The following is a 26,905-nucleotide window of genomic DNA, read 5'->3' as shown; positions in this document are numbered from 1 at the left end:
ATTTAAGATCATATTAGAAATTAAATCTGAATCCTGTCGTAAATACATTATTGTTCAATTTATTTTTCTCCATTTTTGCATCATAGTTTACATACCATGCAAATCCAGGATTTACTTCTGTCAATACTCCTATTCCTGCCCATGTACTGTTCTTTGAAAGTCCTATCCCTTCCACTTTAAATCTTGCATTGGACAGTCCGCTATAGGCTGCTTCAAAACTTAAATCCTGTTTCTTAAATCCTATATACTGTGTTACATACCCTTGGAATGTCGTCTTGCTTCCATTGCTCCAGTTTACTGATTTGCCTAATCTCAATCCCAATAACGCTGATGTCTGATTATATCTTTTCTTATCTGCTGTAAGTCCGAACTGACTGTTCTCTTCACTGAACGCTCCTCTTTCCACTGTATCATGACTTAATCCCACATACGGTGTTATTGTCAGACTTCCTATCTTTGCATCATAGCCGCTTTCCAAATATCCCGAGAACACTTTATCTCTATGCTCTATCTTCGCTCTCGATATATCTCCGCTTCCTAACAGTATATCTCTTTCCACATTACTTGTTATAAAGCCTAATCCTATTCTTCCCTGTAAGTAATATGGCACTTCTTTATTTCCAAGTCTTCCGTATAACGATATTCCGAAACCGTCTCCTTTGGATTCTCCTCCGTATCTGTCAAACTTCACATCGGATTTTGAATATGATAATGCCGTTCCCAATATTAAACTGTTTCCGAATGCTTTATCTATTCCTACCTGTCCTCCGTATGTATGTGTTTTCCTACTCCGAAGCCTTCCTGTCTCAATCTTCCGTTTGCTCCTATTCCTGTTACCCATATACCTGCATTATCTCCTACGTTGTCCAATGTTCCAAGCATTACAAGTCTATTGGACAAGTCTTTATTCACTGTTTGTGAATGCTGGAATGTCAATGCCTGTGCAGAAGCATATATTTGACCTGACAAGCTGTCAAGCACTGCTGCAGTATTAGGCAATGAAAGTTTTTGCAGTAATGCCGCACTTTTTGAGAAAGATTTTACATTTTCAGTATTTCCGTTTTCTATTTGACTGTCAAGTTCTTTAAATGATGTTTCAATGTTTTGAGCTACGTTATTTCTCATTGTATCCGATAAACTCAAAGTAGATACATAATCTTCAACATTTTTTCTGCTTACTGTGGAAACTACTTTGTTTCCTTCAACTGTTGCAGAGCCATTTATTAATTCAGGAGTTTCAACTTTATCAAACGTTCCGTTTATTCCTTTTTCCGCCTCAATTACAGTTGAGCTTAAAGGTTTAGCAGTAATATACCCGCTCATAGTTTGTCTTAAAGTATTTCCTCCGTTTAAATTAACTGCACCTTTTACAGTTAATTTTGTTCCGATTTCGGCTTTTGTTACCGAACCGTTTGTTGCTGTATAATTTCCTGTTATAACTGCTCCTGAACCTTTATTTTCAAGAGTTCCTCCGTTATTTTCCACATTTTTCGGTATAACATTTCCATTATAGTTTTTTAATCCTATCATTGTTTTGGGATAAGTGATTAAAGTTCCCTGATTTTTAATAGTTATATTCGAACCGTTATCTCCATATATTTCAAGAGTTCCCTCTTCTATATCGGTGCTTCCCTGATAACTGTTGTTTCCTGTTAAAATCAATTTACCGTTACCGGATTTTTTTAATCCGCCTTCACCATCAATATCATTTTCAAATATAGAAGTCAGGTTATTTGTAATATTGGCATTAAATTGTCCTTTTAATCCTGCATTCACTCCACTTTTTCCTACAAGAAGTTCAGAATTAAATTGAGCAGGTCCTTTCAATGCTTTCTGTTCATCTAAAAGTCCCCAACCGAATATTCCATCTACTCCCGGATCTCCCAAATCTTTAGCTGTTGTCAATAATGTCTGTTTTAATTCATGTCCTGTCATCCAGGGAAATTTTTCTTTTACTTTAGCTGCTGCCGCTGTTACTCTCGGTGCTGCGAAAGATGAGCCGTATTCTGAACATCCCGACAATTCGCAATATCCGTTTGCTGATATTGTCCACATCCTTGCAGCTCCTGCTCTTGCCAAATGAGGTCCGAATTCAGTTCCGTCATCTCTCACTCCTACTACAGCAATCCAACCTTTATAAAGACTTGGTATATATTCCTGTAACCCTGCCTGAATAGTAGGATTATTAAGAGTTACCACATTATTACCTGCTTTTTTTCTGTTTCCTGCTGCCCATACGAACAATGCACCGTCATTTACAGAATCTTTATAAAAATTTATTAATTCATCTGTTTTATGATCTATCTGATCTTGAGTCCAAACTCCAGCAGTTTTTAACGAATTCCATATCTCATTCCGATAATTTATACCCGGCATGTTAAATTCATTCGGTGTTCCAAAAGATTGATTGTATATTTTTACACCTTTATTACGGAGTTCTATATATTTATTAGTATCTATTATTACAGAACCGTTACTTTCTCCGAAACTTGCTCCATAAACTGTAGAGCCTGTAGCTCCTTTTCCACTTTTTCCAGCCATAATTGTAGCAACCATCAAACCGTGATCATCCCGACCAGGAATACCTTGATCTTTAGCTAAAGCTTCAAATCTGTTTCCGAATTCCTGCCTTAAAACTTCATCGAAACGTGTTCCTACAAGAAGAAAAGGATCTTTATAAAATCTTTGCGTAAATGCATCTCCACTGACAAAATCATCATCCAAAACGCCCAGTTTTACTCCTGTACCTGTTGTTTGTCTATTGTCTGTGGGCTTAGGAAATTGATCCGGTACATTAGGATTTTGCGGCATTAATCCTGAACCCGGATTTGAAGGATTTTGAGGATTAATTCCTGAACCCGGATTTTGTCCGTTTCCTATAATTCCACTCCCATTGTTCCCTCCGTTTCCTCCTGAACCGCTATTTCCTCCCGGATTTGTTCCCGGAGAAGGTATTATAGGTGAAGGTCCTCCACTTTGCGGTGCTGCACCTCCTCCACCACCGCCGCCTCCACAGCTTGCCAAGACAGCTATTAATAACGCTAATAATATCGTTTTTTTCTTCATCCCTACTTTCCTTTCATTTTTTAATTTTTTTCATAAATCACAATTTTTCTATCCTACTACGCTGCAGAAAACAAGAAATTTAGATTCTTTTCTTTAAAAATTTCTTTGGCAATTATAACACTTATATAAATAAAATAAAAATATATGTTATATATCGAAAATCCAAATTTCATTTTAATATAAAATTATTACAATAATAAATTATTCAAAAAATATTTCTCAATACATAAAAAACATTAGTTTTTTAATTATTTTATTTTTTCACTAAAAATTTAAAAAGAAGAATTTATTAAATAAAATTATTATGATATTTAATAAAATTTTTATTTATTAATTTATTTCCCGATAAAATTCTATTACTTAACTTAATTATACATGTAAAAAAGCATCCGGACCTATCGGCAATCCTGTAAGATACCATAAAACAAGCATAATAGTCCATCCTATTAAAAAGAACAGTGAATAAGGCAGCATCAAAGAAATTAAATTTCCTACTCCTGCATCTTCGTCATATTTATTCATATAAGCAACAATCAACGGAAAATAGCTCATAAGAGGCATAATTATATTAGTTGATGAATCTCCTATTCTGTATGCAAGCTGAGTCATTGCAGGAGATATATTGAGATTATACATCATAGGAATAAATATAGGTGCCATTATTGCCCATTTTGCAGAAGCAGAAGCCATGAAAAGATTTATAAACGCACATAAAAATACAAAAGTAACTATTAAAGGGAGCCCTGTAAATCCGATATTTCTTAAGAAAATTGCACCCTTAACAGATATTATAAATCCTAATTTTGAATGATTAAAATAACTTATAAATTGTGAAGCGAAAAATACTATAACAAGAAAAACAGACATAGTTTCCATTGATTTATTCATTCCTTTGACTATATCTTTAGTATTTTTTATACTCTTAGTTATCACTCCGTAAATTATACCCGGAATGAGAAAAAATATCATTATTATCGGTACAATTCCGTTATTTAAAAAAGCATTTAATGTATAAGTTGACGTTTTAGGATCCAATGTTTTTAATATTGCATTTTCAGGAAAAATCATGAAACCTAAAGCTATCACGAATATTACCACAACTATTCCTGACCAGAATAATCCTTTATTTTCCAGTTCTGTTAATTGAGAATATTCAAAATTTTGAGTATCTTTTTCATATTTTCCCAATCTCGGTTCAATAATTTTTTCTGTAACTACTGTTCCTATTATTGTTAATAAAATTGTTGAAATTGATAAGAAAAACCAGTTGGCAGTAGGGCTAATTGTTCTATCTATTCCTGCTATTTTAAGTGCTTCATTTGTAATTCCTGATAATTGAGCATCGATAGGTCCTATAAGCAGATTTGCCGAAAATCCTGCAGAAACTCCTGCAAATGCGGCTGCAATACCTGCAAAGGGATGTCTTTTTAAACTTAAAAATATAATCCCTCCTAACGGAATTACTACAAGATATCCAGAATCTGCAGCAATATTCGATATAATACCCACAAATACTATTGTTGCAGTTATATATCTATTTGGTACGGATAATACTATCTTTTTTAAAAAAGCATCGATTAAACCTGAATATTCAGCAACTCCCACTCCAATCATTGCAACAAGGGCTACTCCTAACGGTGCAAAACTCGTAAAGTTTTTAACCATCGAAGTAATCATGTATACAAATCCTTCTCGGTTCATAAGTGAAACCGCACTCACAACTACATTTTCACTTTTCTTGGCATCAAAATAAGATACCGTAATACCCATTCTGTGCACGATCTCTGAAGCAATAATTACAACTACTGCTAAACTTATAAAAATAAATACTGAATTCGGAAGTTTATTCCCTATTTTTTCAATCCAGTCAAAAAAAGATAAAGAATACTTTTTCTTTGATTTTTTCAAATTCGTTTCCATTTTTTACCTCCATATTTTATTTTAAAATTAAATTCACTATATATTTTATTATTCATATTTAATATAACTTATTAAATCTTTATTTTTTTTGTGTTTCAATTACTTTATTTTTCTTAAATTTTTGTATGTAACTTCTATTACTCAAAGTATAGCAAAGATAATTTTAAAAATCAATAAAAAATTTGAATCGTTGTAATATTTTTTTATCAAAAACAAAAAGAGCCAATCCATGAAAAGCTCTTTTCAAATTTTTTATTTTTAAAATTTTCACTATTCTTCTTTTTTCACAAAACGGTTGACTATCATTCCTGAACCTGTTAAAACCAGTCCTATTAATGCCAAATACGTTTGTGTTATTAAAGCACTTAATAAAACTATAATTCCTCCTAAAATAGCAATTATAGGTACCAAAGGATATAACGGAACTTTATACGGTCTTTTTATATCAGGTCTGTCTTTACGGAATTTAATTACAGCTATAAAAGATAAAACATTAAAAATCCACAGACTGAACATTGCCATATCGGATAGTGTATTAAATGAGCCTGACAAAGTCATAATAACTCCTATTACAAACATTAAGAGAAAACTCGCAAAAGAAGTCTTAAACTTCGGATGTAATTTTGCAAATTTTTCACTGTAAGGGATTTCTTTATCAATAGCCATTGTATAAGGTATTCTTGTAGAAATCAGTATTGCTCCGTTCAATGTTCCGAATACTGAAATCAAAATTCCCACTGTTATCAGTTTTGTTCCTATTCCGCTCCCTAATAATGTTAAAGCCACATCTGCCGCAGGAGTTGCCGTTTTCATAAGTACACCTGCAGGCAGTACATATAGATATGCCAGATTAATTATAAAGTAAATAATACATACTCCCGTAATTCCTATTGTTATAGCAAGAGGAAGATCTTTTTCAGGATTTTTCATTTCTCCGGCGACAGTTCCCGCATGCTGCCAGCCGTCATAAGCAAACATACACGATAAGATCGCAGCACCCAATATAGAAAAATTACTCATCGGATTTTCTCCGACAGGCAAAATAGGTGTCAAATTATTGAAAGAGCCTCCTTTAAAGAAAAATGCCGCAATTATTATCACTATTACCGGAATCAATTTAGCAACTGTAAATATATTTGTTATTATTCCCCCTGTTTTTGCACCGAAAAAGTTCATTACAAATAAAAATACTATAAATGTCAATGCAATAATTTTTTGTTGGGATAAATTTATCTGAAACAATTTACATAATTGCAGTGCAATAACATTTGCCTGAGCGGAAATATATGCGGGCCAGAATACAAAAGCATAAGTCCATCCTGCTAAATATCCCGTTTTATTTCCGAAAACTCTTTTCAGCCATATTACCATTCCTCCGGTTTCAGGGATAGCTCCTGAAAGCTCTGCTACTGTAAGCCCTCCGCAAAGATTTATTATCCCTGCAAAAACCCATGCTGCCAAGGCAAATCCCGGCGTTCCTTTAGTGGCTTCCAACACTCCCTGAGCTTTAAAAAATATACCCGAACCGATTATCATGTTAATTACAAGAAACGTAGCTGTAGGTAGCCCCAATACTTTTTTTAATGAATTATCTGCTATTATTTTCATTTTCTGCCTTTCTGAAATACTTATCAAAATTATTAATTTACAAAAAAATGACGGCAAAATTGTCGTCACGTATGCCTTATTTTAAATAATCTATACGCCCCAAAATAGTGAAATAACAATATTAACTTTATCGCTACCCCCTTAAACAATTTTACTGATAAACTGATCAAATTTATTATTCTTAAATATTTTATAATTTATTGAAAAGTAATTTCTTTCTTTTATTTTCAATAATAATATATTTTTTATTCTAATTTGTCAACCTTTTTTCACTTATTTATAGCCTTTTTTATTGAATCGTTCTTTTCATCAATTTTATTACAGATGCAATAATTATTTCTATTACCGAACCAGCTACAACACTATACTCTCTTTCATATTTTATTTCAAAATGACTACTTTCTATTCTGTATACTCTTACTTCCTCTTTTTTATCTCTGTCATCAACGATATAAAGCATAATTTTTTCTTTTTCAGCCCCGACAAGTTTCAAATATCCGATTATTTTTTCCGTCAACAAATTAAGAGAATCATTATCTATGGATGTTTTTAAAGATACAACTATTATTTTATCAGACTTTTCAGAAAACTCTTTTAAATAACTCAAATAATAGCTTACTTCTCCGTAACTTTTTTCAGATTCTCCTTCATTTTCACTTAAATATACCGATGAAACTGCAGGCATTCTTTTTATTATTTCAACCATTTCTTCTTCATCTTTTATCTTTGTTATATGTGTACTGTAAAATATTTTTTTCGATTCCCAATAAAATTTATTTAAAAATTCCAAAAATATCATTCCGATTAAAACAGAAAGTATTATTAATCCTGATATTTTAGTATTTTTCTTTTTTCGATGATAAAAAAACAGGAATATCAAAATCTGAATTATCAAAGATAACATATAAATAAGGATAACTATTCGGTTAAAATTCTTATTTAAATCTCTGTATCCCGAATACTTTGTATAAAATAAAGAAAATCCCAATATCAAGTTTATCACATAAACATTATATCTCTTGGTTTTCAATATTATAAACAGACAGAATATAATACAGGATAATGCATTTGCTAATAAAAGCACCCCTGTCAACTTATTTGAATATCCGTTGGAAAGCAGCTGGATATTTCGCCCTAAAAGTAGTAAGTATATTACATACCATGATTTTCTTATTATTTTTTCCATCTCTTATCTTCCTTTTACTTTATATTTTTAATGTATAATAACTGACATTTGAGTGCTTATTTTCAGCCAGAACAAAATATTTATTATTTCTCCCGAACACAGTAAAAGTAACATATATCCGATTAATATTAGCTTATCTGCTTTACTCATTCTCTCTAAAATCTTTCTTATCACTTTAAATTTAAATTCATATATCAAAATCAACACTGTCATAACTATAAATACTTCTAATTTAAACCCGTTTTCTTTCTTATAAAATGTAAAAAATGAGAAAAATATATTCAAATATGAAAACATCAATATTCCGAAATAATAATAAATCATTTCCTTATTTTTAATTAACTCCACGGCAGCATAAAATACTATGAATATTAGTAATTCCGTTATATAATCATACCTTTTTCCTTTAGTATATATAACCAAAATATCATTCAAAAACTGATTTAAAATAGAAATTGTTTGGAAAATAATTAACATATCAAAAATTTTCAAATATTTTTCACTATTTTTCATATTTCACTATTTCTCCTGTTTTTATAAATATTCTTACTCTTATATAGTTTGCAACGGTTATTAATGTTGAACATATTGCTATTATTAAAATTGTTCTTCTTAATGCTTTCATAATATACTCCTTTTCTGTCATTGATAATTCCCGAAAAACAAAAAATAAACTGCTGTTACAATTCCTGCCAGAACCACTATCTCAATCATTGCAAGTTGGCTCATAACAAACCATATTGCTGTCTCATTCTTTTTCGCTTCCATATCCGATTTTATTATTAATCTGTATTTTAACTCCATAATTATTCCGAGTATAATTAAAATAAATACTTCTTTTTTATATTTAAAATTATAAGAGTAAAAATAAATTTGAATATATCCTATTAGCTTGTAAAATAATGCTCTGTAATAAAATTTCACTATTTCTGTTATGTAAGATTTTTGTTTATAAACAGAGATTATTATAAAATACGATAATACGAATATTATTATTTCCACTATCCCAAATTCTTTAAAACTTTCTAATGATATCAGCATAAATTGATTATATAGTGAAAAAATAGAAATTGTTATAAGACTTTTATCAATTTTGAGTTTATTTTCATACTCCTTTATCATCTTAATATTTCTACTCCTCCCATAGAAAATCTCTGTAACAGCATACCGTAAAATGTGAATATAATCAAAAAAATTCTTAAAAACTGTCCTGTAGCAATCATTAATATAAGTTCCCATTCCGTCGGTTTCATTTTTACCAATATTTTTCGTGTCGGCTTATATTCTATCTCTACTAATAACAACAAAATCAAAATCCCGAAAATCCACGGAACATGTGTATCTCTATCGATAATTTTATAAATTGATACAAATAAATCTCCTGTAATCTGATACACAAGTATTCCATAGTAATAATATACTACCTCGTATTTTTTCCCTGCAATTATTTTCATTATCAAATATAAAAATATATACGTCAATAATAATCCCCATTCGTAAAAATTCTTTCCTGTATCTGAGGGGAAAATTATCTCGTTTAAAAGAATATTTACATAAATTATCATTTGACAAATAATCATCGAAATAATAGATTTTAAATACTTATTCATTTAATCCTCCCCGGATATTCCAATTTCCCTTCGGAAATTTTTCTTTTTGTACTGTAATTATTAAGAAACCCTATTAACAGCACATATATTGTAAGTATAATTATCAATATCTGAAACAACTTCTTCATAACCCTCTCCTCTTTAATTTCCGATTAAATGAAAATGTAACAGTAAAAGAAGTATTATAGTAAATACTATAGATGTTATGATTAATTTTAAAATCAAAATTGTCGATAAAAATGCAAAAAATTCTATTTTTTTTCCTTTGCTGCTTTTTTTCATAAATTTGATTAATTTTTTAAATCTTAATTCCGAAAATATCATAATGATAATTGTTGTAGTAATTTCCCATGTATACTCATATTTGTATGATAATAAATAAATCATTGATAATCCCGAAAATTCATAAAACAAAAAACAGTAATAACAGTACACCATACGTTTATTTTTCAAAATTTCCGAGATTATATAAAAAATCAGAATACCGAATATTGTAACCCAGTTTAAATATCTGTAATCTAAAACAAAAGCTAAAACTGTTTTAATTACTTGAAATATAATTAGCAATTTTATCTGTTCCCCATACTTTTTCATTAAATCTCCTTAATTATTAGTATAATTTATTTCATATATTTTCTCCTCTTCCTAAAACATTATTATTTCTTACTATAAATTTAAAACATTGAATAATTTATCTATTTCAATTTTTATACAATTTAAAATTTTTATTATTATATTAAATTTTACTCTTCTTTCAGAATTTATCAATATTTTTTATTCTTTTCAGCTGTATTTTTTGTTTTTTCTGAAAATTTTCAAATAATATAATTAAAAATTACCCCGCAGGGTTGAGGGAATAAAACTAAAGTAGGAAATATTGTATCAATAAAAACGATACAATAACCCAAAACAATAATTTCATATTCCCTCCTTGTAAAATTGAATTCCAGGCTTGCGACCCGATAAAATAATTATACTAAAAAAAGCCGAATTGAAATTCGGCTGATTTTTTTGTATACTGTATTTATGACTAGTAAACACTTTATACAAAATAAACTGAAAACTATCTTCAGTAATAAAAACATTGTACTAAATTCTTTAAACTTTTGCAAGAAAAATTATCTTAACCCTAAACACCTTCAATATATTAAATTTTCTATCTCTAAATTTCTTGCTTGTAGAGATTTATCCAAAGGCTTTGTTTCTTTCAAATGCCCTAACTGTCCTATTACTTACAAATTCCCTCTTTCCTGTAAATCCAGACTCTGTCCTTCTTGCGGTTACAAATATTCGCAACTTTGGACTGATAATATTCATAAACATATTCTAAACATTCCTCACAGACATGTTCTTTTTACTATTCCTAAAGCATGCAGAATATTTCTAAAAAGAATAAAAGAATTAATAAAATTTCCAAATCTTCTAAATATTACTTCACTGATTCTGATATTCTTCATTATGGTCTTATTTCTGTTATTCATACTTTCGGGCGTGATTTAAAATGGAATCCTCATATTCACGCTATCGTTTCTCTCGGAGGATTTAATAAAAATTTTGATTTTAAAAAACTTGAATACTTTAATGTTGATACTATTGCAGCTCAATGGAAATATCACGTCCTTGATATTATTTCTAAGGGGAACTATCCTAATCAAAAAATTAAAAGATTAGCTAAAATTACTGTCAATAAGCTATATAGTCAAAATGCAAGATTCTTTTTTAATGTCAGAAGCGGTGATGTCAATAACACCAAAGGTATTATCAAATACTTAGGTCGATATCTTGCACGTTCTCCTATTGCTGAGTATAAAATTACTGATATTACTGACAATGAAGTTACTTTCTTTTACAATGATTTAGCTAATGATAAACAAAAAACATTTATTACTATGCCTATTCAAAAATTTATTTCCCAAATTTTAATCCATGTACCTCCTAAAAATTTTAAAATGGTTAATAGATATGGACTATATGCAAGACATATTTCCAATAAGCTAAAAAGAGCTGTTATTCCTTTTAAGAAGAATATTGTCCCTAATAAATTTTCTTTTTATCAAAGACAAACATTTAAAACTTTCGGTATAAATCCTTTCTATTGTCCTATATGTAACATTAGAATGATTGTATGGGAATTTTATCATTATTTATATCCCAAACCTAAAAGATATTATTAAATCTTTTTAATCCAACTATGTTGGATATTTTGTCATACATTTTTTTTGATAAAAAGATAATAAAGAGGCTTACGCCTCTTATATAATTTGCAAAACATATCATTGAATTTGATTTCTAATCATTTATTTAATCATTAAATTTAAATTTACTTTCCTTAGGAATAAAAAAGACTGGAAAATACCAGCCTTCATTCGCAAGTTTTTAATTCAATTCTACAAGTTCCCATTAGGGTTTTACAAAAATATTATAACATAAAACAGAAAAAAGTCAAACGAAAATCAACAATCGAAAACTGCACTATAATTTTGATTACTATATTGACAAAAAAAGAGTATCAATAGACACTGCTTTTTTATTCTTTTCCGAAATTTATTTTCTGTAATTTCAAATTTTTGTATTATATTAGATTTTTAAAGTGGTGCGAGTGACGGGATTTGAACCCGTACAGCTTTTGCCACTACCCCCTCAAGATAGCGTGTCTACCGTTCCACCACACTCGCATTATTTTTATTATTTTACAATATTTAGAATTTTTTTTCAATATAATTTCAAAATTTTTTATTTAAAATATTATTTATATTTTTTCATTTTATTTTAAGTTTTATAGTATATAATGAATTATACAAAAAAACTTAATCAAAATCCCGAAAAACTAAGATAGAATAGGAGGTATATTATGAAAAGAATTTTACCGGGAATTTTTATACTATTAGGAATACTGACTTTTTCAACAGAAATTTTTGCAACTCAAAAAATGAAAGGTGGTGAGAGTATGGAACTTGTATTTATAATGGACAGAAGCGGTTCAATGGGAGGACTCGAATCCGACACTATCGGCGGCTATAATTCAATGCTTAACAGACAGAAAAAAGAAGAAAAAGGAGAAGTTTATGTAACTACTGTTTTATTTGATGATCAGTACGAACTATTACACGACAGAATTTCTATTTCAAAAGTAAAACCGATAACTGATAAAGATTATTATGTAAGAGGCAGCACAGCTCTCTTGGATGCAATAGGAAAAACTGTTGCCAAAGTAAAAGCTGATCAGAATAAGCTAGGAAAAGAAAAATCAAAAAAAGTACTGTTTATAATAATTACCGACGGAATGGAGAATGCAAGTAAAGAATATTCGGTCACTGCAGTAAAAAATTTAATTGAAACTCAAAAAAAGAAAGACAAATGGGAATTTCTGTTTTTAGGTGCCAACATTGATGCCATAGGAACTGCAGAAAGTTTCGGAATAGAATCTTCAAAAGCTGCAAATTACAAATCTGACAGTCAGGGAACGCAGAATAACTATAAAGTTTTAAATGAAGCTATCATGGAAATCCGTTCAGGAAATGAATTAAAAGATACCTGGAAAAAAGAAATTGAAGAAGATTACAATAATAGAAAATAGAAATAATAAATCAGCTGTTTTGATTCAAAATTTACTGCTATTGTTTCAAGTATTATTTTCCTGAAAATTTAAAAAGAGCCGTAGAAATAGAAAAAATTCTGTTTCAAACTGCTCTTTTTTAAATCTATCTTAGTTTCAGTCTCAAAGCATTCAGCAGCACAGATACTGAGCTTAAAGACATTGCAAAAGCCGCAATCATCGGATCAAGTTTAGGTCCATTGAAAAACGCATAGAAAATACCGGCTGCAAAAGGAATTCCTATTATGTTATAGAAAAATGCCCAAAACAGATTTTCTTTAATATTTGTAATCGTTGCTTTACTTAATTCTATTGCTTCGGCTACATCTTTCAAATCACTTCTTATCAATACTATATCTGCTGACTCTATTGCTATATCCGTACCGCTTCCTATTGCAATTCCTACATTTGCCTGTGCCAATGCCGGCGAATCATTTATTCCGTCTCCGACCATTGCCACAAATTTTCCTTGAGATTGGATTTTCTTAATTTCTTCGGACTTCTGAAAAGGAAGAATTTCCGCAATTACTTTATCTATAACTACTTCTTTAGCTATATGCTTCGCCGTTTTTTCATTATCTCCTGTAAGCATTATAACTTCCAGTCCCAATTTATGAAATCTTTCCACTGCTTCTTTACTTGTATCTTTTATTACATCGGCAACTGCCGCCAACCCTGCAAGTTCGTTATTTACGGAAATAAACATTGGAGTTTTTCCTTCGCCTGATAAAATTTCATAATCTTTTTCTGCTTGATGTATATCAATTTTTTTTGAAGCCATTAGTTTTCTGTTTCCTATTTGTATTTCTTTTCCATCTATTTCGGCTCTTATACCGTATCCCGGCATTGCTCTGAATTTTCCACATTTTTCAAATTCTATATTTTTTTCTTCGGATTTATTTACTATAGCTTCAGCCAACGGATGTTCGGACTTATTTTCAGCACTTGCAGCCAATTTTAAAATCTCATTTTCATTATAGTTTCCGTATACTTTCAAATCTGTAAGCATAGGCTTTCCTTTTGTTATCGTCCCCGTTTTATCCAACACTACCGTTTTTATCTTATATACAGTTTCAAGGGCTTCCCCGCTTTTAATAAGAATCCCTTTTTCAGCCCCTTTTCCCGTTCCGACCATTATTGATGTAGGCGTAGCAAGTCCCAATGCACACGGACAGGCTATTACAAGAACAGATATAAAGAAAGTAAGTGCTGTTGTCAATCCTGCTCCACCTATATACCAGACTAACCCTGTTACAACTGCAATAAATATAACCACCGGAACAAAATATCCTGCTACAATATCTGCCATTCTTGAAATAGGAGCTTTTGAGCCTTGTGCTTCTTCCACAAGTCTTATTATTTGAGAAAGAACTGTATCTTTACCTACTTCCGTAGCCTCAAATTCTATACTTCCGTTTTTGTTTATACTTCCTCCTATGACTTTATCCCCTTCGTTTTTAGTCACAGGAATACTCTCTCCCGTAATCACGGACTCGTCTACAGAAGTACTCCCCTTTATTATTCTTCCGTCCACAGGTATTTTCTCTCCGGGTTTTACAATAATTATATTTCCTGTTTTTATATTTTCTATTAACACTTCTTTTTCCTGACCGTTTTCAATAATTTTGGCCTTTTTCGGCTGTAATCCTATTAATTTTTTTATTGCTGAAGAAGTCTGACCTTTTGTTCTTGCTTCAAGGAGTTTCCCAAGTAAAATCAATGTTATAATAGTTCCTGCAGACTCATAATAAAGATTCATATGATATTCGGGATCTGCAGCTATTATCATATATGTAGCATACAGGCTGTAAAGTATTGCCGCCGAAGAGCCTATGGCAATAAGAGAGTCCATAGTCGGAGATTTTCTCAAAAGATTTTTAAATCCGTGAATAAAAAAATCTCTTCCTGCATATACTATGGGTAATGTTACCAATAACTGAACTACTGCATAAATTAAAGCATTTTTCTCAGGATTTACAATATCCGGTAAGGAAATTCCGACCATATGTCCCATAGAAATATAAAATAAAGGAATAATAAATATAACTGACAAAATAAGTCTGTTTCTTAGACTTTTTATTTTATTTTCATATATCTGTATTTTTTCATCTTCACTTAATGTTTCAATTAATCCGTATCCTGAGCTTTCTACTATTTTCTTTATTTTTTCAAAATCATATTTTTTTTCATTATATTTTATATTTACTTTTTCAGTAGCTATATTTACATGAGCTTCTATATCTTCATTTTTATTAAGTGCATTTTCTACAGTTTTTGCACAAGCTGCACAACTCATACCTGTAACACTGTAAATACTTTCTTTCATGTTTTTCCTCCTGTTTTTTATTTTTTACAGTTCTTTTTATAACTCAACTAATTATCCTCACAACAGTTATTTCCCTCATAATGTTTATTTTTTGTATGCTCAGAACAGTTGCACTGTCCTTCAATACACATACATTTTATTTTTTCGGGAGCATTTTTTTTCTTTTCTTTTACGACTTTTTCAATACTTTCCAAATCATTTCGACTTAAAAGATTTTTTTCTATAAGCTCTTTTATCATTTCTCCGAGTTTCGTTTTACAAATTCTGTCAAAAGTTTCGGTAACATATTTTCCGGCTATTTCATGTTCATTGTATTCTGTATAGTAAATATATTTATTACCGTTTTCCCTTTTTTTCAACACATTTTTTTCCAAAAGCCGATTTAATAAAGTCTTTACAGTTGTATGTTTCCACTGCATTTTTCCCCCTAAAATCTGTGAAACAAATTTACTTGTTACTTCTTCATTTGCCCAGACAACTCTCATTATTTCCCATTCTGCTCCTGTTATATGGCAATTATTGTTTTCTTCCATTGTCTTTTCACTCCTTCTGCATAAATAAACTTAATACTTATTTGTTTTCATAGTTTTACTTTCAATAAAAAAACGACTACATTTGTAATTTATATAAATAGTTTACAATAGTAATCGTTTTTTGTCAATAATTTTTTGCATTTTATTTTTTCTTCACAAAAAATTTTTTCTTATTTATACTGAAATTTAATTAATCTATTATATAATAAATTCAAACTTTTTTAAAGGAGGGAAGTACATTGATCGGAAAAATCAAAAAATTTTATATCTTAGTTATTTTATTTATTTCTGTCTTTTCATTATCTTACGGTCAAAAAACAGTTCCGTTATCATCTTATATTTACGGAATTACCGTAGATGACAGCTGGCAAGGAAAAATCAAGACAGAACAGATAATCGAAGCAATTAAAGCAATGTCTGTAAAACCTACAGTCCGTATTGTTATGTCAAAAGACATTTCTCCGCAAGAATATAAAGAACTTTTTTCAAAAATACATAAAGTTGCTTATATTATGGCTACTCCTGTCGATTCTTATGAAATGAAAAAATACAGTGTTTCAAGTTATCTTAAAAGATTTAAAGACTCATATGAAACATTATCAGAATATACCGACATTTGGGAAATAGGAAATGAAGTAAACGGAGAAAACTGGCTCGGAAATAATCCAAAACTGATATCCGAAAAGGTCTATTCTGCTTATAAATATATCCGTAATAACAACGGCAAAACAGCTCTTACAAGTTATTACTTTGCTCCGGGAGAGCAAAAAATCCCTATGAATGATTGGCTTGAAAGATATATTCCGTCAGATATGAAAAACAATCTGGATTATGTTCTCGTCAGCTATTACGAAGACGACAATAACGGCTATCAGCCTGAATGGAAAAAAGTATTTGAAGATTTGGAAGCTATTTTTCCCAATTCCAAATTGGGAATAGGAGAATGCGGAAGCACAAAAAAGGGTGCCGGAATTGTGAGCAAAGTTAAAAAGGCACGTCATTATTATACCATGCCTAAATATGTAAAAAACTATATTGGCGGTTATTTTTGGTGGTACTGGGTTCAGGAAAGTGTTCCTTATAAAAATAACAAAGTTTGGGAAGCCATAAATGACAGTATAAGTAAATGAGGAGGTTAATAGACCTCCTCGCATTTAAAATCTTTAATATTTATCAACATTCAAATTTTATAACATATATAACATAAAAAATACGTCAGTGAGCGTTATGAAAGAATTTCAAGTTTTTTTCGTGCCTCGTTCACTATATATAGCTTATTCCCTTCTCTCACAACTTCCTCGTACAGACTCTTCGCTTCCTTAATTTCTCCTATCCTTTCTTTACACACGGCAAGTTCATGTTTCATTGCTATAACATATCTCTTCACTTTAATTTCTCTTAATATTTTGGAAAGAATTTCTATCATTTTTTCATTATCATCTTTATAAAATAGAAATCCTTCCAAACTGTCGATAAGAGCATTTATTTCATTAATTTTTTTATTATTTGTAAATTTCTTTTTTTCATTCAGAAGATTTTTTTCGTATACTTCTTTTGCTTCCTCTTCTCTTTCCAAACTATCCAGTAATAAAGCCTTATTAAAATAATACATAATCATATCCTGTTTTCTGAAAGCATTTCTTTTTGAAAAATCTATTTCCGAAAGATATTCATAGGCTTTTTCAAATTCTCCCAAAGAAGAATATCCAGCACAAAAATTCATCCTCATATAATTTCTGTAACGTCTGTTTCTATTTTCGCTATATTCTGATTCAGTAAGTTTTATAAATTTTTCAGGATCAAGTTCTTCGTTTAAAACATTCATATATTTACTGTAAAGTCGAAACCACATTTTTTTCTGTATTTTTGTTATGATTCTGTCTATTATTAAAAATACTCCAGCAAATAATAAATAATCAATTATTGAGTATTCTTTTTGCAATACAAAAAACATAATAAATATTACTATACCCAGTAAAATCGAAAGCCCGATTATCATAAAAATATTTATTAATAAAGCTTTTCTTCTTATGCTCATTTATTCTCCTTCCTGTATTTTTACCAAAGTTACTTTTTATCGTCTGTACTGTTATTGGTTTTATCCTCAGAATGATGATTTTCTTCAATTTCCGAAAACAATCCATGTCCCTTTAAGACGTATAAAGCTCCCAACAGAAATATCGCTGTAGGAATTACTATTTCAAAATATCCGAATCCTGCTCCCATTCCCAATCCTGCAGTTATCCATATAGTTGCTGCAGTAGTTATTCCTGATATGGTATTTTTCGAGTGCAATATAACTCCTCCACCTAAAAATCCTACTCCTGAAACGATTTGTGCAGGTATTCTGGCAGTATCGACTTTAAAAGCACCTATTATTTTAGGATTTACCGCAACGGCTTTTAATATATTTTCGTCTATTTTACTTTGTATCATTGCAAGTAAAGCAGCCCCCAGACACACTACACAGTGAGTAGCTATCCCTGCAGGCTTTCCGCTTTTCTTTCTTTCATTTCCTATTAAAGCTCCTATTATCCCCGCCACTAAAATTCTCATAATAATATCTTCTAATGTCATTTTTTCTCTTTATTGAATGTTACCAATATCCTTTCTATTTTTTTATCCTTTACTCTTTGGGGCTTAAATATAATATCATCAATCACTATAGGCTCTATTTCCTGATCATCTTCGGGAATATAACCTAAATGCTCTATAAGTAAACCGCTCAAAGTATCGTAATGCTTGGATTCCAACTCTATATGGAAGTAATCGTTTATATCATTCAAAGACAGTTCTCCACTTATCAGATATTTATTCAAAGCCAGTTTTTTTATTGAATAATCTTCATCGTCAAATTCGTCGGATATATTTCCCATAACTTCCTCTATCAAATCTTCCAGAGTAACTATTCCTGAAAATCCTCCATATTCATCAATAAGTATGGCAATATGTTTTTTTTCTATTTGAAGTTCATTAAAAAGTTCATTTACATTTTTAGTTTCCGGAACAAAGTAAGCCTCCTGAATAATATCCTCTATTTTTATATTTTCAAATCCCTGTTTATAGGCTTCCATCATCAAGTCTTTCATATGAAGTACGCCGACTATATTATCAGCTTCCTTTTCATAGACAGGTATTCTTGAATATTTTCCTGTTTCTTTCTTTTCAAAAAGTTCCTTTACAGAAATATCTTTATCTATTAAAAATACTTTTGTTCTCGGTATCATTATTTCTCTTGCAATTTTTTCATCAAATTCGATTATATTTTCTATCATCTCTTTTTCCGATTCGTTTATAATTCCGTGTTCTCTTCCCACTTCCACAAGGGATCTGATTTCTTCTTTGGATACCTGTTCTTCAAGATTGTCTTCCTTCATTTTCAAAATCGTTAAAACAGAATTTGTAGATAATGTCAAAATTTTTACAAAAGGAGAAAATACTTTGGAAACAAAAACTATCACATTCACTGATGAAAGAGCCATTTTTTCCGATGATCTGAGTGCTATTCTCTTAGGAATAAGTTCTCCGAAAACCAATGTAATATAAGACAATACAAGAGTTATAAGTATCATCGAAAGCTGATTACTGTATGGAATATGCACTTTTTTCATATATAATGACAGATATTGTGCCAATCCCGTAGCTGCCGATGCCGATGCAAAAAATCCCGCAAGAGTGATACCGACCTGTATTGTCGATAAAAATTTACTCGGTTCTTTCAAAAGATTTTCAAGAAGAATGGCCTTTTTATTCCCTTCTTCCACTAACATCTTCAGTTTATTTTTATTAATCGAAACTATTGCCATTTCAGCTCCGGAAAAAAAAGCATTTATTCCAGTCAAAACTATTATTATTAAAAATTGTAAAAATATATTGCTTCCGGTCGTCGTGTCCACGATAAAATTTTCCTCCTAAATTAGTTCATACCTAAATATGCCGCACCTATTATTCCCGCATCATTTCCTAATTGTGCAGGTAATATTTTAAGTCCTTCAATAGTTGAAGACAAAGCATATTTATGAAGTTTTTCATTTATTCTGTCAAAGAGAATATCTCCCGCAAGAGCTACTCCGCCACCGATTACTATTATTTCAGGATCAAGTACATTTAAAAGATTTCCTAATCCCAATGCAATGTATTCAGCTTCGTATTCGACCAGATTTAGCGAAAATTCATCGCCTTCTTTGGCAGCATCAAATATATCTTTTGCTTCCAGTTCTCTTCCCATAGAAGTTATTTTCTCATAAAGTTTATTGTTTTTATGTACTGTCAGCCTGCTTTTTGCTTCTCTTATAAGCCCTGTTGCCGAAGCATAAGCCTCCCAGCAACCGTTTTGTCCGCATCCGCAAAGTTTTCCGTCTTTTTCCACTTTTGTATGTCCGACTTCTCCGCCGCCACCGTTTTTACCGCTCACAAGCCTTGTATCAACAATAATTCCGCCGCCTATTCCTGTTCCTATCGCAAGTCCGAGAACATGTTTATAGCCCTGTGCAGCTCCTTTCCACATTTCTCCTAAAGTTATAACATTGACATCATTATCCACTTTTACTTTTCTGTTTAAGTGTTTTTCAAATTCTCCTGCCAAATCCACTTCTTTCGGCCATGGGAAATTCGCCCACAGTTTTACTACTCTTTCATTGACAACAGGTCCGGGAACTCCCAATCCCACTCCTTTTACATCATCATAGTTAATATTACTTCCTTTAACCTGTTCTATCAATATTTTAGACAGTCTTTCAATAGTTTTTTCAAATCCTTCCATAGATTCTGTTTTAACTATTGTCGTAAATATTATATTTCCCCCTTCATCTACAAGCCCTATCTTTGTATTTGTGCCCCCCAGATCCATTCCTACATAATAATTCATAGAATTATGCCCTCCTTAAATTCCCTTTTTTATTTATTATTATAGTTTACCCCATTTATTCAAAATTTTCAATCAAAAAGAGAAAATTTTCGGGAAAATATATTTTTTATTAAAATGTTTCTTTTTCTTTAACCTCATTTCGATAGTCTTTATCAATTAATTCGTAATTCAAATATCTTTTTTTCTGATATTTTTCCTGATTTATTTTCTTCAAAAGAGTTTCCGCACTTACTTTTCTCATTTCTTCAAAAGGTTGTTTAATATGAATTATATTACCCGAAGACATTTTAAGTAAAGAAGTTCCGTCAAAACTTGCAACATAAATTTTTTTCCCGATTTCATTTGTAATTTTCTTTGCAAACACTGCATAAAAATCACTGTTTAAAATAAGAGCATTTATATTTTGATTTTTTGCCAATGTTCTGCTACTCTTTTTATATCCATAACTTCACCTTATATTTCTTTAATAAACCCGTCATCAAAAAAATCGTCTTTTTCGTCTTTTGCTATAATTTCAAAGCCTACAATATTTACATTATTATATTCCAAAGCCGTTTCTATCTCTTTTTTATCTTTAACTATCAGCATGTACATATATTTTACGTTATGTTTTTCAAAAATATCAAGAAACTCTTTTTTAGGAGAACTTTTTATTACCAATTGTTTTTTTACATTGTATTTATCAAAAAAAGTCAGTAATTCTTCAAAATATTCCCACGCTCTGTCTATATTTATAAGTACATCTTTTCCTTCAAAATATTTCAAAATCGAGTCCAATCTTTCCACTTTATAGCCTGTTCTTTCTCCGATAGAATTAATATACTCTTTTTCTTCTATTTCTTCTGAAGGCATCTCTTTTATATTTTTATCTCTATCAAGGAGTCTTTTTTCATTTCCGTAATGAAAAGCATAATAAATACCGTCTGTAGACTTAATAACATCCACTTCAATCATATCTCCACCCGACTGAACAGAGGCAGTATAATCAGGTATGGTATTTTCAACTATATTTCCTGCCGAAGTACCTCTATGAACTGCTATTAATATTCCTTTTTCATTTATTTTTCTATTTAATAACTCATTTATTTATCCTTTCTTTACATTTCCTTATTTTGATTTTTTATCGGCGTCTCCTTTATAATATATTTTTATCTTAAAATATAATTGATTGCATTTTCTTTCTAAGTGCATTATGCCTCGAAATTTCTGATTTTTAAGAAAAAATTTTATAATTATATCTTTTTAAATATAAATTCCTTTTCTAAATATTTTTAAACTTTATAAGTAACTGTTTAAATATCTTCTATTACACCGAATCCTTTTTCCTGAATTATATCCCGAAAATCTTTATCCAAGTGAATACAGTAAACATTTTTTCTTTTTTCCACAGGAATTATTTCTTCTAAATAAAATATATTTCCGTGAGATGGATTTTCACTGACGTAACTACATGTATCCTGATACATTTCCTTTATTTTTCCCGAAAAATACTTTTGTAATATTTTATCAGGTATTTCAACAGCATCTCCGCTATAGTATACTGTTTCATCAGGAAAAATAATTTCATAAGCATAACATTTCATATCATCCGCATGTTTTACTTCAATTACATCATTTTTTATTTCGGATATTTCAGGCAATTCTTTTTCATATACATAAAATTTTCTTTCTATGCCCACTATATCCAAATATTCTATTATTTTTTTGTTCGGATGGATTACATAAGCAACTTTTCCTAACTTTAAATATAAATATGATATTAGCGAACCTAAACTTCCCACATGATCACAATGGAAATGTGTTATTAAAATAAAAATATTATTACTTTCTGTCATTTCTTTTAAATTCCATATTTTACCAAAAACACTTTCACCGCAATCTATTAAATAAAAATCGTCATTATGAGTAAAATAGGCATTTGTATTACCGAGAATCGGATTGAATGCCGATCCGATTCCCGTAAATTTTAATTTTTTCATCAATTTCACTTCCTATTCCTTTATCCCCGAGCTTATAAAGCTGTTAATAAATCTTTTTTGTAAAATAAAGAATATCACAATTAAAGGGAATACTATTATAAATGTAGCAGCACATACATTTGCCCACTGCATTGTTGCCTCTTTGGATTTTGCAAATAAAGCCAATCCGACTGTTAAAGTTCTGTTTTGTGTAGAATTTGTTACAATTAACGGCCACAAATAATTATTCCAATGATAACTTATAGAAACTACTCCGAATGATAAATATGCAGGTTTTGCACAAGGCATATAAATTTTCCATATTATTTGCCAAGTATTTGCTCCGTCTATTCGTGCAGCTTCCGATAAAGATTTCGGTATAGTTTTAAAATGCTGCCTTAGCAAAAATATTCCGAAAGCCGTTCCTAAAAATGGAATCATAATCCCCAGTTTTGTATTAATCAGATTCAAGTCCTTTAAAGTCATAAAATTAGGTGTTATCAAAACATCATTAGGTATAATTATCTGCATAAATATTATTATAAATACATATTTTGCCCATTTTAAATCCATGACTGCAAGAGCATAGGCAGCCATAGTTGAAGTAAAAATCTGAATTATAAAAGTAACTGTTACTAATATCAATGTATTTATATAGTATGTCTTAAAAGGTACTGCATTCCATACATATATTATATTTTTCAGTGTAAATCCCGTTTTCGGAAATAATGTCATACTGAAAGACGGCTCGGTAAATGCTGTTCCTATCATCCATATTAAAGGAATCAACCATATAAAAGCTATGACAAAAGCTATTACCGTAATAACTGAATCTGTTCCTTTTTTTATTATATTCATTTTTGAACCTTTCCATTCCTGAATTAATTATAATATGCTTCTTTATCTTGCTTGAAAAATCTCGGCAATGAAACAAAAAGAAGTAAAAATAACATTATTACTGTCAATGCCGACGATTTACCGTAATTGAAATTTGTAAATCCCTGCTGATAAATATAATATAATAACATTGTACTCGCATTATTCGGAGCTCCTTCTGTCATTATTACTATATGATCCACAAGTTTGAAACAGTTTGTCAATGCTATTGTCGAAACAAAGATCATTGTAGGTTTCAATAAAGGCAATGTTATATTCTTTAACATTACCCAGAATCCTGCACCGTCTATTCGGGCAGACTCAAATAAATCTTCGGATATTCCCTGTAATCCGGCAAGGAAGAATATCATTAAGTATCCCGATTCTTTCCAGACATACATTATTGCCATAAAAGGTAAAACTGTATTTTTATTTGACAAAACATTTAAAGGTTTAAATCCGAAATGAGACAGCCATTGATCCAGAAGTCCGTTTTTTCCCATATAAATAAACATCCATATACTCGCAACAGCAATCATAGGCATAACAACAGGATAAAAATACACTGTTCTCAATATTCCTACTGCTTTACTTCTTCGATTCACTAAAAAAGCCAAAGCTAAACCTAAAATCATAGACGGCACAACCGTTATTATTGAAAAAAAGATTGTGTTATACATCACTTTCCAAAAAAGTTCACTTTTAAATAGAGCTATATAATTGTTTAATCCTATCAATTTGGGTGATTTCATTCCTAAATTATATTTAGTAAAACTCAAATAAAAACTTTTAAAAACCGGTAAAACTGTAAATCCTGTCATAAATATAATCGAGGGTAGAAGTAAAAGAAAACCTGTTATGTTTTCTTTCACCTTTCTGCTTAATTTTATATTCATTTTTTCTCCTTTTTCAAGAATACTAATTAATATCTTTTAATACTTCCGTTGCCTGATTTTGTGCATTATCCAAAGCATCTTTTGCAGATTTTTCTCCTGTAATTGCAGATTGAATATTATCATTTAATATTCTCCATATTTCCGCTGCATTATAAGTTGTAAGTTCAGGTTTTGCAAATTTTAACTGCTCGAAGGCAACTTTAGCCTGAGGTCTTTCCTGATAATATTTTTTCATTATATCAGTTTCAAATGCACTTTTTCTTGTTGCCACATATCCTGTATCTACGCTCCATTGAGCTGCTCTTTCAGGAGTAGTTAAATATTTTATAAACTTCCATGCAGCTTTTTGTTTTTCTTTGGATATTCCTGATGAGATATAGAAATTTCCTCCGCCTGTGGGTGCACCTTTTCTTTTATGCCCTGGCAAAAAAGCTACTCCGTAATTAAACTTGGCATTTTTAGCTATATTGGATAAATTTCCTGTAGTATGATAAATCATTACAACTTCTCCCGCCAAAAATTGAGTAGGCAAATCTGTCCATTGAACAATACCGTCAGCCATAACTTTGTATTTTTTCTGTAAGTCTATCCAAAATTGTAATGCTTCAATATTTTCAGGAGTGTTAAAGAATACTTTTTTCCCGTCATCACTCATTAAATTTTTACCGTCAACACTGTTTCCCAATGCAAATCCTGTAAATGCCCATTGTGCGGAGCCTGAATTTAATGCTATTCCCACACCTTTTCTTTTATCATTAGTAACTTTTTTGGCAATCTCAACTAATTCTTCCCAAGTTTCAGGTGCTTTTTCAGGATCTAATCCTACTTCTTTAAAAATATCTTTATTGTAATACAAAACCATTGTACTTCTCTGAAACGGTATAGAATATATCTTTCCGTCCACATATGAATCTTCCATAAAACTTTCCAAAAAATCATTTATATATTTTTTACCTTCTTCACCGTCTTCAGCTATCAGTTCATCCAAAGGCATTGCCATTTCACTTGATGCCATTGTAAATCTCTGTGTTGCAAGACTCACAAACAAATCAGGCGGATTTCCTCCTTGAGCTGCAGTTTGAATTTTTATTACCGTATCATCATAGTTTCCTGTATAAACAGCTTCAACTTCTATATCCGGATTCTCTTTATTAAAATCATTTGTCAGTTGCTCTACAATCTTTGCAACAGGACCTCCTACATTTACCGGATAATAAAATACCAGTTTTACTTTTCCGCCTTTCTTTTCTTCTTTATTACCGCTACATCCTGAAATTACTAAGATTAAACTTAAAAATAATAAAACAAAAATCCTCTTTTTCATTTACATCTTCTCCTTTAATAAAATATGATTTTGATAATAAAAACTTTTCTTTTAAAATCTTTGTTCTGAATTTTTTCCTCCTTTCAATTATGAATATTTACTTTACTATTTTCTTACACTTTCTCTTTCCACTATTTCTCCGGGAATTTCTTCAGAATATTCTTTTATCCCGTTAATCATATTAATTAACTTCTCATACACTCTTTCCGATATTTTTTTATAATTTAAAGCTAAAGTAGTCAGACCTGGAGAAAAAAACTCGGAAATCGGAATATTATCCAAACCTAAAACTGAAACTTCATCAGGAATCCTTATTTTCAAATCATTTAAAGCCTTTAAAACAGCTATGGCTTTTTCATCTCCTGAAACAAAAAATGCTTCAGGTAACGACTTTTTATTTTCCAATTCTTTTACTAATTTATATATTTCTTTCTGATTTTTCATTTTTTCCATAACCCTCAAATTCTTCAAGGATTTATTATTATTTCGATAAGCCTCTATAATTCCATTTTTTCTTTCAATATTCATAGGTGTAGGATTGGCTGTAATAAAAACTATATTTTCAATATTTTTCCTGAATAAATATTCAGTAGCTTTAAAAACCGAATTAAAATCATCATTTGACACATAAATATTTTCTTCTGAATAACTTTTTCCCAAAACAATAAAAGGTATCTTTTCTTTTTTCAGAATTTCAATTCTTTTATCTTTTTCCTTTTCATAAAAAATAACCACTCCGTCAATAAATGTGTTAGATGTGTTTAATAAAGAATTTTTTAAATCTTCATCATTATAATATTGTTCCATAAATAACGACACATTCTTATCTTTATTATAAGCAAAGATCTCGCTCACTAATATATTAGTCCATATAGTCGCAGTATGTCCTTTACTTCTTCTTATTGAAACAAGTATATTTTTTGTTTTTCGATTACTTAGATTCTTAGCATATAAATTAGGTTTATATCCCAATTCTTCTATCTTTTTTTTTACAAATTGTCTTGTATTTTCGCTGACATTCTCACTTTCATTTATAACTCTTGAAATAGTTTGAGTTGAAACTCCGCATTTTTCAGCTACATCTTTAATTGTCATATTTTTCTTCATACAATCTTCTCCCTAAAATTTACTATATCCGGT

The 26,905-nt window shown here is 30.3% G+C and carries 27 protein-coding genes, 1 tRNA gene and 1 pseudogene; 4 read left to right on the top strand and 25 right to left on the bottom strand.

Going from position 1 to position 26,905, the window contains the following annotated elements; translation table 11 throughout:
• Nucleotides 1-13 precede the first annotated feature (13 nt).
• From FVE72_RS11435 to FVE72_RS04520, 11 genes are all read right to left on the bottom strand, one after another.
• Nucleotides 14-841, bottom strand: coding sequence for an autotransporter outer membrane beta-barrel domain-containing protein (locus FVE72_RS11435; protein WP_232049481.1), 828 nt, complete (start codon nt 839-841; stop codon nt 14-16).
• On the bottom strand, nt 757-3,066 hold the full coding sequence (locus FVE72_RS04555) for a S8 family serine peptidase (RefSeq protein WP_232049480.1): 2,310 nt from the start codon (nt 3,064-3,066) through the stop codon (nt 757-759). Before FVE72_RS04555 ends, FVE72_RS11435 begins: the two co-directional genes overlap by 85 nt.
• Nucleotides 3,067-3,435: 369 nt before the next feature.
• Nucleotides 3,436-4,986, bottom strand: coding sequence for an AbgT family transporter (locus FVE72_RS04550; RefSeq protein ID WP_026737421.1), 1,551 nt, complete (start codon nt 4,984-4,986; stop codon nt 3,436-3,438).
• Nucleotides 4,987-5,256: 270 nt separating this feature from the next.
• On the bottom strand, nt 5,257-6,594 hold the full coding sequence (locus FVE72_RS04545) for an APC family permease (protein WP_036056080.1): 1,338 nt from the start codon (nt 6,592-6,594) through the stop codon (nt 5,257-5,259).
• 289 nt (nt 6,595-6,883) lie between these two features.
• The gene (locus FVE72_RS04540; protein WP_026737419.1) at nt 6,884-7,780 is read right to left on the bottom strand and encodes a hypothetical protein; all 897 of its coding nucleotides are present in this window, start codon (nt 7,778-7,780) and stop codon (nt 6,884-6,886) included.
• Between the two features lie 27 nt (nt 7,781-7,807).
• The gene (locus FVE72_RS04535) at nt 7,808-8,293 is read right to left on the bottom strand and encodes a hypothetical protein (protein ID WP_026737418.1); all 486 of its coding nucleotides are present in this window, start codon (nt 8,291-8,293) and stop codon (nt 7,808-7,810) included.
• Complete coding sequence (locus FVE72_RS11560; RefSeq protein WP_258454643.1) at nt 8,283-8,405, bottom strand: hypothetical protein; 123 nt, start codon at nt 8,403-8,405, stop codon at nt 8,283-8,285. The genes FVE72_RS04535 and FVE72_RS11560 overlap by 11 nt, the downstream gene beginning before the upstream one ends.
• Before the next feature lie 17 nt (nt 8,406-8,422).
• Nucleotides 8,423-8,902, bottom strand: coding sequence for a hypothetical protein (locus FVE72_RS04530; protein WP_026737417.1), 480 nt, complete (start codon nt 8,900-8,902; stop codon nt 8,423-8,425).
• A complete protein-coding gene (locus FVE72_RS04525) occupies nt 8,899-9,390 on the bottom strand; it encodes a hypothetical protein (RefSeq protein WP_026737416.1) in 492 nt (163 codons plus the stop codon). Before FVE72_RS04525 ends, FVE72_RS04530 begins: the two co-directional genes overlap by 4 nt.
• A complete protein-coding gene (locus tag FVE72_RS11555; RefSeq protein ID WP_258454642.1) occupies nt 9,387-9,518 on the bottom strand; it encodes a hypothetical protein in 132 nt (43 codons plus the stop codon). Before FVE72_RS11555 ends, FVE72_RS04525 begins: the two co-directional genes overlap by 4 nt.
• A gap of 13 nt (nt 9,519-9,531) precedes the next feature.
• Complete coding sequence (locus FVE72_RS04520) at nt 9,532-9,984, bottom strand: hypothetical protein (protein ID WP_026737415.1); 453 nt, start codon at nt 9,982-9,984, stop codon at nt 9,532-9,534.
• Between the two features lie 432 nt (nt 9,985-10,416).
• Between FVE72_RS04520 and FVE72_RS11430 the strand changes: the two are divergent.
• Together FVE72_RS11430 and FVE72_RS11255 are read left to right on the top strand one after the other, a co-directional pair.
• Nucleotides 10,417-10,692: pseudogene (locus tag FVE72_RS11430) on the top strand (transposase zinc-binding domain-containing protein); the annotation flags it as partial.
• A 68-nt stretch (nt 10,693-10,760) separates the two neighbouring features.
• Nucleotides 10,761-11,564: an IS91 family transposase gene (locus FVE72_RS11255; RefSeq protein ID WP_232049479.1), complete on the top strand. Its 804-nt coding sequence runs from the start codon at nt 10,761-10,763 to the stop codon at nt 11,562-11,564.
• Nucleotides 11,565-11,981: 417 nt separating this feature from the next.
• Here the strand turns inward: FVE72_RS11255 and FVE72_RS04505 are convergent.
• A tRNA-Leu gene (locus FVE72_RS04505) sits at nt 11,982-12,065 on the bottom strand.
• 176 nt (nt 12,066-12,241) lie between these two features.
• Between FVE72_RS04505 and FVE72_RS04500 the strand changes: the two genes are divergently transcribed.
• The gene (locus FVE72_RS04500; RefSeq protein ID WP_026737414.1) at nt 12,242-12,967 is read left to right on the top strand and encodes a vWA domain-containing protein; all 726 of its coding nucleotides are present in this window, start codon (nt 12,242-12,244) and stop codon (nt 12,965-12,967) included.
• Nucleotides 12,968-13,091: 124 nt separating this feature from the next.
• Here the strand turns inward: FVE72_RS04500 and FVE72_RS04495 are convergent, their stop codons facing one another.
• Together FVE72_RS04495 and FVE72_RS04490 are read right to left on the bottom strand one after the other, a co-directional pair.
• On the bottom strand, nt 13,092-15,311 hold the full coding sequence (locus tag FVE72_RS04495; protein WP_036056078.1) for a heavy metal translocating P-type ATPase: 2,220 nt from the start codon (nt 15,309-15,311) through the stop codon (nt 13,092-13,094).
• A 47-nt stretch (nt 15,312-15,358) separates the two neighbouring features.
• Entirely contained in the window at nt 15,359-15,844 is a 486-nt protein-coding gene (locus FVE72_RS04490; protein WP_026737413.1) for a CopY/TcrY family copper transport repressor, read from the bottom strand.
• Nucleotides 15,845-16,083: 239 nt separating this feature from the next.
• On the opposite strand from FVE72_RS04490, the gene FVE72_RS04485 reads away from it, so the two are divergent.
• Nucleotides 16,084-16,974: a hypothetical protein gene (locus FVE72_RS04485; RefSeq protein WP_373920379.1), complete on the top strand. Its 891-nt coding sequence runs from the start codon at nt 16,084-16,086 to the stop codon at nt 16,972-16,974.
• A 95-nt stretch (nt 16,975-17,069) separates the two neighbouring features.
• Here the strand turns inward: FVE72_RS04485 and FVE72_RS04480 are convergent, their stop codons facing one another.
• The 11 genes from FVE72_RS04480 to FVE72_RS04430 all read right to left on the bottom strand — a co-directional run bounded on the left by FVE72_RS04480 (nt 17,070) and on the right by FVE72_RS04430 (nt 26,872).
• On the bottom strand, nt 17,070-17,882 hold the full coding sequence (locus FVE72_RS04480; RefSeq protein ID WP_026737411.1) for a hypothetical protein: 813 nt from the start codon (nt 17,880-17,882) through the stop codon (nt 17,070-17,072).
• 29 nt (nt 17,883-17,911) lie between these two features.
• Nucleotides 17,912-18,421, bottom strand: a complete 510-nt coding sequence (locus FVE72_RS04475) for an MgtC/SapB family protein (RefSeq protein WP_006807460.1) — start codon at nt 18,419-18,421, stop codon at nt 17,912-17,914.
• Complete coding sequence (locus FVE72_RS04470) at nt 18,418-19,740, bottom strand: hemolysin family protein (protein WP_026737410.1); 1,323 nt, start codon at nt 19,738-19,740, stop codon at nt 18,418-18,420. Before FVE72_RS04470 ends, FVE72_RS04475 begins: the two co-directional genes overlap by 4 nt.
• Nucleotides 19,741-19,760: 20 nt before the next feature.
• A complete protein-coding gene (locus FVE72_RS04465; protein WP_026737409.1) occupies nt 19,761-20,711 on the bottom strand; it encodes an ROK family protein in 951 nt (316 codons plus the stop codon).
• A gap of 109 nt (nt 20,712-20,820) precedes the next feature.
• Entirely contained in the window at nt 20,821-21,129 is a 309-nt protein-coding gene (locus FVE72_RS04460; RefSeq protein ID WP_026737408.1) for a type 1 periplasmic-binding domain-containing protein, read from the bottom strand.
• Between the two features lie 35 nt (nt 21,130-21,164).
• On the bottom strand, nt 21,165-21,752 hold the full coding sequence (locus FVE72_RS04455) for a glycerophosphodiester phosphodiesterase family protein (protein ID WP_258454740.1): 588 nt from the start codon (nt 21,750-21,752) through the stop codon (nt 21,165-21,167).
• A 251-nt stretch (nt 21,753-22,003) separates the two neighbouring features.
• A complete protein-coding gene (locus FVE72_RS04450; protein WP_006807506.1) occupies nt 22,004-22,690 on the bottom strand; it encodes an MBL fold metallo-hydrolase in 687 nt (228 codons plus the stop codon).
• 12 nt (nt 22,691-22,702) lie between these two features.
• The gene (locus FVE72_RS04445; RefSeq protein WP_197734922.1) at nt 22,703-23,527 is read right to left on the bottom strand and encodes a carbohydrate ABC transporter permease; all 825 of its coding nucleotides are present in this window, start codon (nt 23,525-23,527) and stop codon (nt 22,703-22,705) included.
• Between the two features lie 23 nt (nt 23,528-23,550).
• Nucleotides 23,551-24,441 carry a carbohydrate ABC transporter permease gene (locus FVE72_RS04440; protein WP_036056075.1) on the bottom strand — a complete coding sequence of 297 codons (891 nt, stop codon included), beginning with the start codon at nt 24,439-24,441 and terminating at the stop codon, nt 23,551-23,553.
• 22 nt (nt 24,442-24,463) lie between these two features.
• Nucleotides 24,464-25,765: an ABC transporter substrate-binding protein gene (locus FVE72_RS04435; RefSeq protein ID WP_026737404.1), complete on the bottom strand. Its 1,302-nt coding sequence runs from the start codon at nt 25,763-25,765 to the stop codon at nt 24,464-24,466.
• 105 nt (nt 25,766-25,870) lie between these two features.
• Nucleotides 25,871-26,872 (bottom strand): LacI family DNA-binding transcriptional regulator, encoded by a 1,002-nt coding sequence (locus tag FVE72_RS04430; protein ID WP_026737403.1) that lies wholly within the window; start codon nt 26,870-26,872, stop codon nt 25,871-25,873.
• Nucleotides 26,873-26,905: the final 33 nt, after the last annotated feature.

This window comes from Pseudoleptotrichia goodfellowii, assembly GCF_007990505.1.
GTDB classification, from domain to species: Bacteria; Fusobacteriota; Fusobacteriia; order Fusobacteriales; family Leptotrichiaceae; genus Pseudoleptotrichia; species Pseudoleptotrichia goodfellowii.
This window is presented reverse-complemented; position numbering and strand designations above follow the sequence as displayed.

What these genes read in the sequence shown, in the direction of transcription:
- FVE72_RS11435 (WP_232049481.1), bottom strand. Translation starts at nt 841, where the DNA reads ATGGGTAACAGGAATAGGAGCAAACGGAAGATTGAGACAGGAAGGCTT.
- FVE72_RS04555 (WP_232049480.1), bottom strand. Translation starts at nt 3,066, where the DNA reads ATGAAGAAAAAAACGATATTATTAGCGTTATTAATAGCTGTCTTGGCA.
- FVE72_RS04550 (WP_026737421.1), bottom strand. Translation starts at nt 4,986, where the DNA reads ATGGAAACGAATTTGAAAAAATCAAAGAAAAAGTATTCTTTATCTTTT.
- FVE72_RS04545 (WP_036056080.1), bottom strand. Translation starts at nt 6,594, where the DNA reads ATGAAAATAATAGCAGATAATTCATTAAAAAAAGTATTGGGGCTACCT.
- FVE72_RS04540 (WP_026737419.1), bottom strand. Translation starts at nt 7,780, where the DNA reads ATGGAAAAAATAATAAGAAAATCATGGTATGTAATATACTTACTACTT.
- FVE72_RS04535 (WP_026737418.1), bottom strand. Translation starts at nt 8,293, where the DNA reads ATGAAAAATAGTGAAAAATATTTGAAAATTTTTGATATGTTAATTATT.
- FVE72_RS11560 (WP_258454643.1), bottom strand. Translation starts at nt 8,405, where the DNA reads ATGAAAGCATTAAGAAGAACAATTTTAATAATAGCAATATGTTCAACA.
- FVE72_RS04530 (WP_026737417.1), bottom strand. Translation starts at nt 8,902, where the DNA reads ATGATAAAGGAGTATGAAAATAAACTCAAAATTGATAAAAGTCTTATA.
- FVE72_RS04525 (WP_026737416.1), bottom strand. Translation starts at nt 9,390, where the DNA reads ATGAATAAGTATTTAAAATCTATTATTTCGATGATTATTTGTCAAATG.
- FVE72_RS11555 (WP_258454642.1), bottom strand. Translation starts at nt 9,518, where the DNA reads ATGAAGAAGTTGTTTCAGATATTGATAATTATACTTACAATATATGTG.
- FVE72_RS04520 (WP_026737415.1), bottom strand. Translation starts at nt 9,984, where the DNA reads ATGAAAAAGTATGGGGAACAGATAAAATTGCTAATTATATTTCAAGTA.
- FVE72_RS11255 (WP_232049479.1), top strand. Translation starts at nt 10,761, where the DNA reads ATGCAGAATATTTCTAAAAAGAATAAAAGAATTAATAAAATTTCCAAA.
- FVE72_RS04500 (WP_026737414.1), top strand. Translation starts at nt 12,242, where the DNA reads ATGAAAAGAATTTTACCGGGAATTTTTATACTATTAGGAATACTGACT.
- FVE72_RS04495 (WP_036056078.1), bottom strand. Translation starts at nt 15,311, where the DNA reads ATGAAAGAAAGTATTTACAGTGTTACAGGTATGAGTTGTGCAGCTTGT.
- FVE72_RS04490 (WP_026737413.1), bottom strand. Translation starts at nt 15,844, where the DNA reads ATGGAAGAAAACAATAATTGCCATATAACAGGAGCAGAATGGGAAATA.
- FVE72_RS04480 (WP_026737411.1), bottom strand. Translation starts at nt 17,882, where the DNA reads ATGAGCATAAGAAGAAAAGCTTTATTAATAAATATTTTTATGATAATC.
- FVE72_RS04475 (WP_006807460.1), bottom strand. Translation starts at nt 18,421, where the DNA reads ATGACATTAGAAGATATTATTATGAGAATTTTAGTGGCGGGGATAATA.
- FVE72_RS04465 (WP_026737409.1), bottom strand. Translation starts at nt 20,711, where the DNA reads ATGAATTATTATGTAGGAATGGATCTGGGGGGCACAAATACAAAGATA.
- FVE72_RS04450 (WP_006807506.1), bottom strand. Translation starts at nt 22,690, where the DNA reads ATGAAAAAATTAAAATTTACGGGAATCGGATCGGCATTCAATCCGATT.
- FVE72_RS04445 (WP_197734922.1), bottom strand. Translation starts at nt 23,527, where the DNA reads ATGAATATAATAAAAAAAGGAACAGATTCAGTTATTACGGTAATAGCT.
- FVE72_RS04440 (WP_036056075.1), bottom strand. Translation starts at nt 24,441, where the DNA reads ATGAATATAAAATTAAGCAGAAAGGTGAAAGAAAACATAACAGGTTTT.
- FVE72_RS04435 (WP_026737404.1), bottom strand. Translation starts at nt 25,765, where the DNA reads ATGAAAAAGAGGATTTTTGTTTTATTATTTTTAAGTTTAATCTTAGTA.
- FVE72_RS04430 (WP_026737403.1), bottom strand. Translation starts at nt 26,872, where the DNA reads ATGAAGAAAAATATGACAATTAAAGATGTAGCTGAAAAATGCGGAGTT.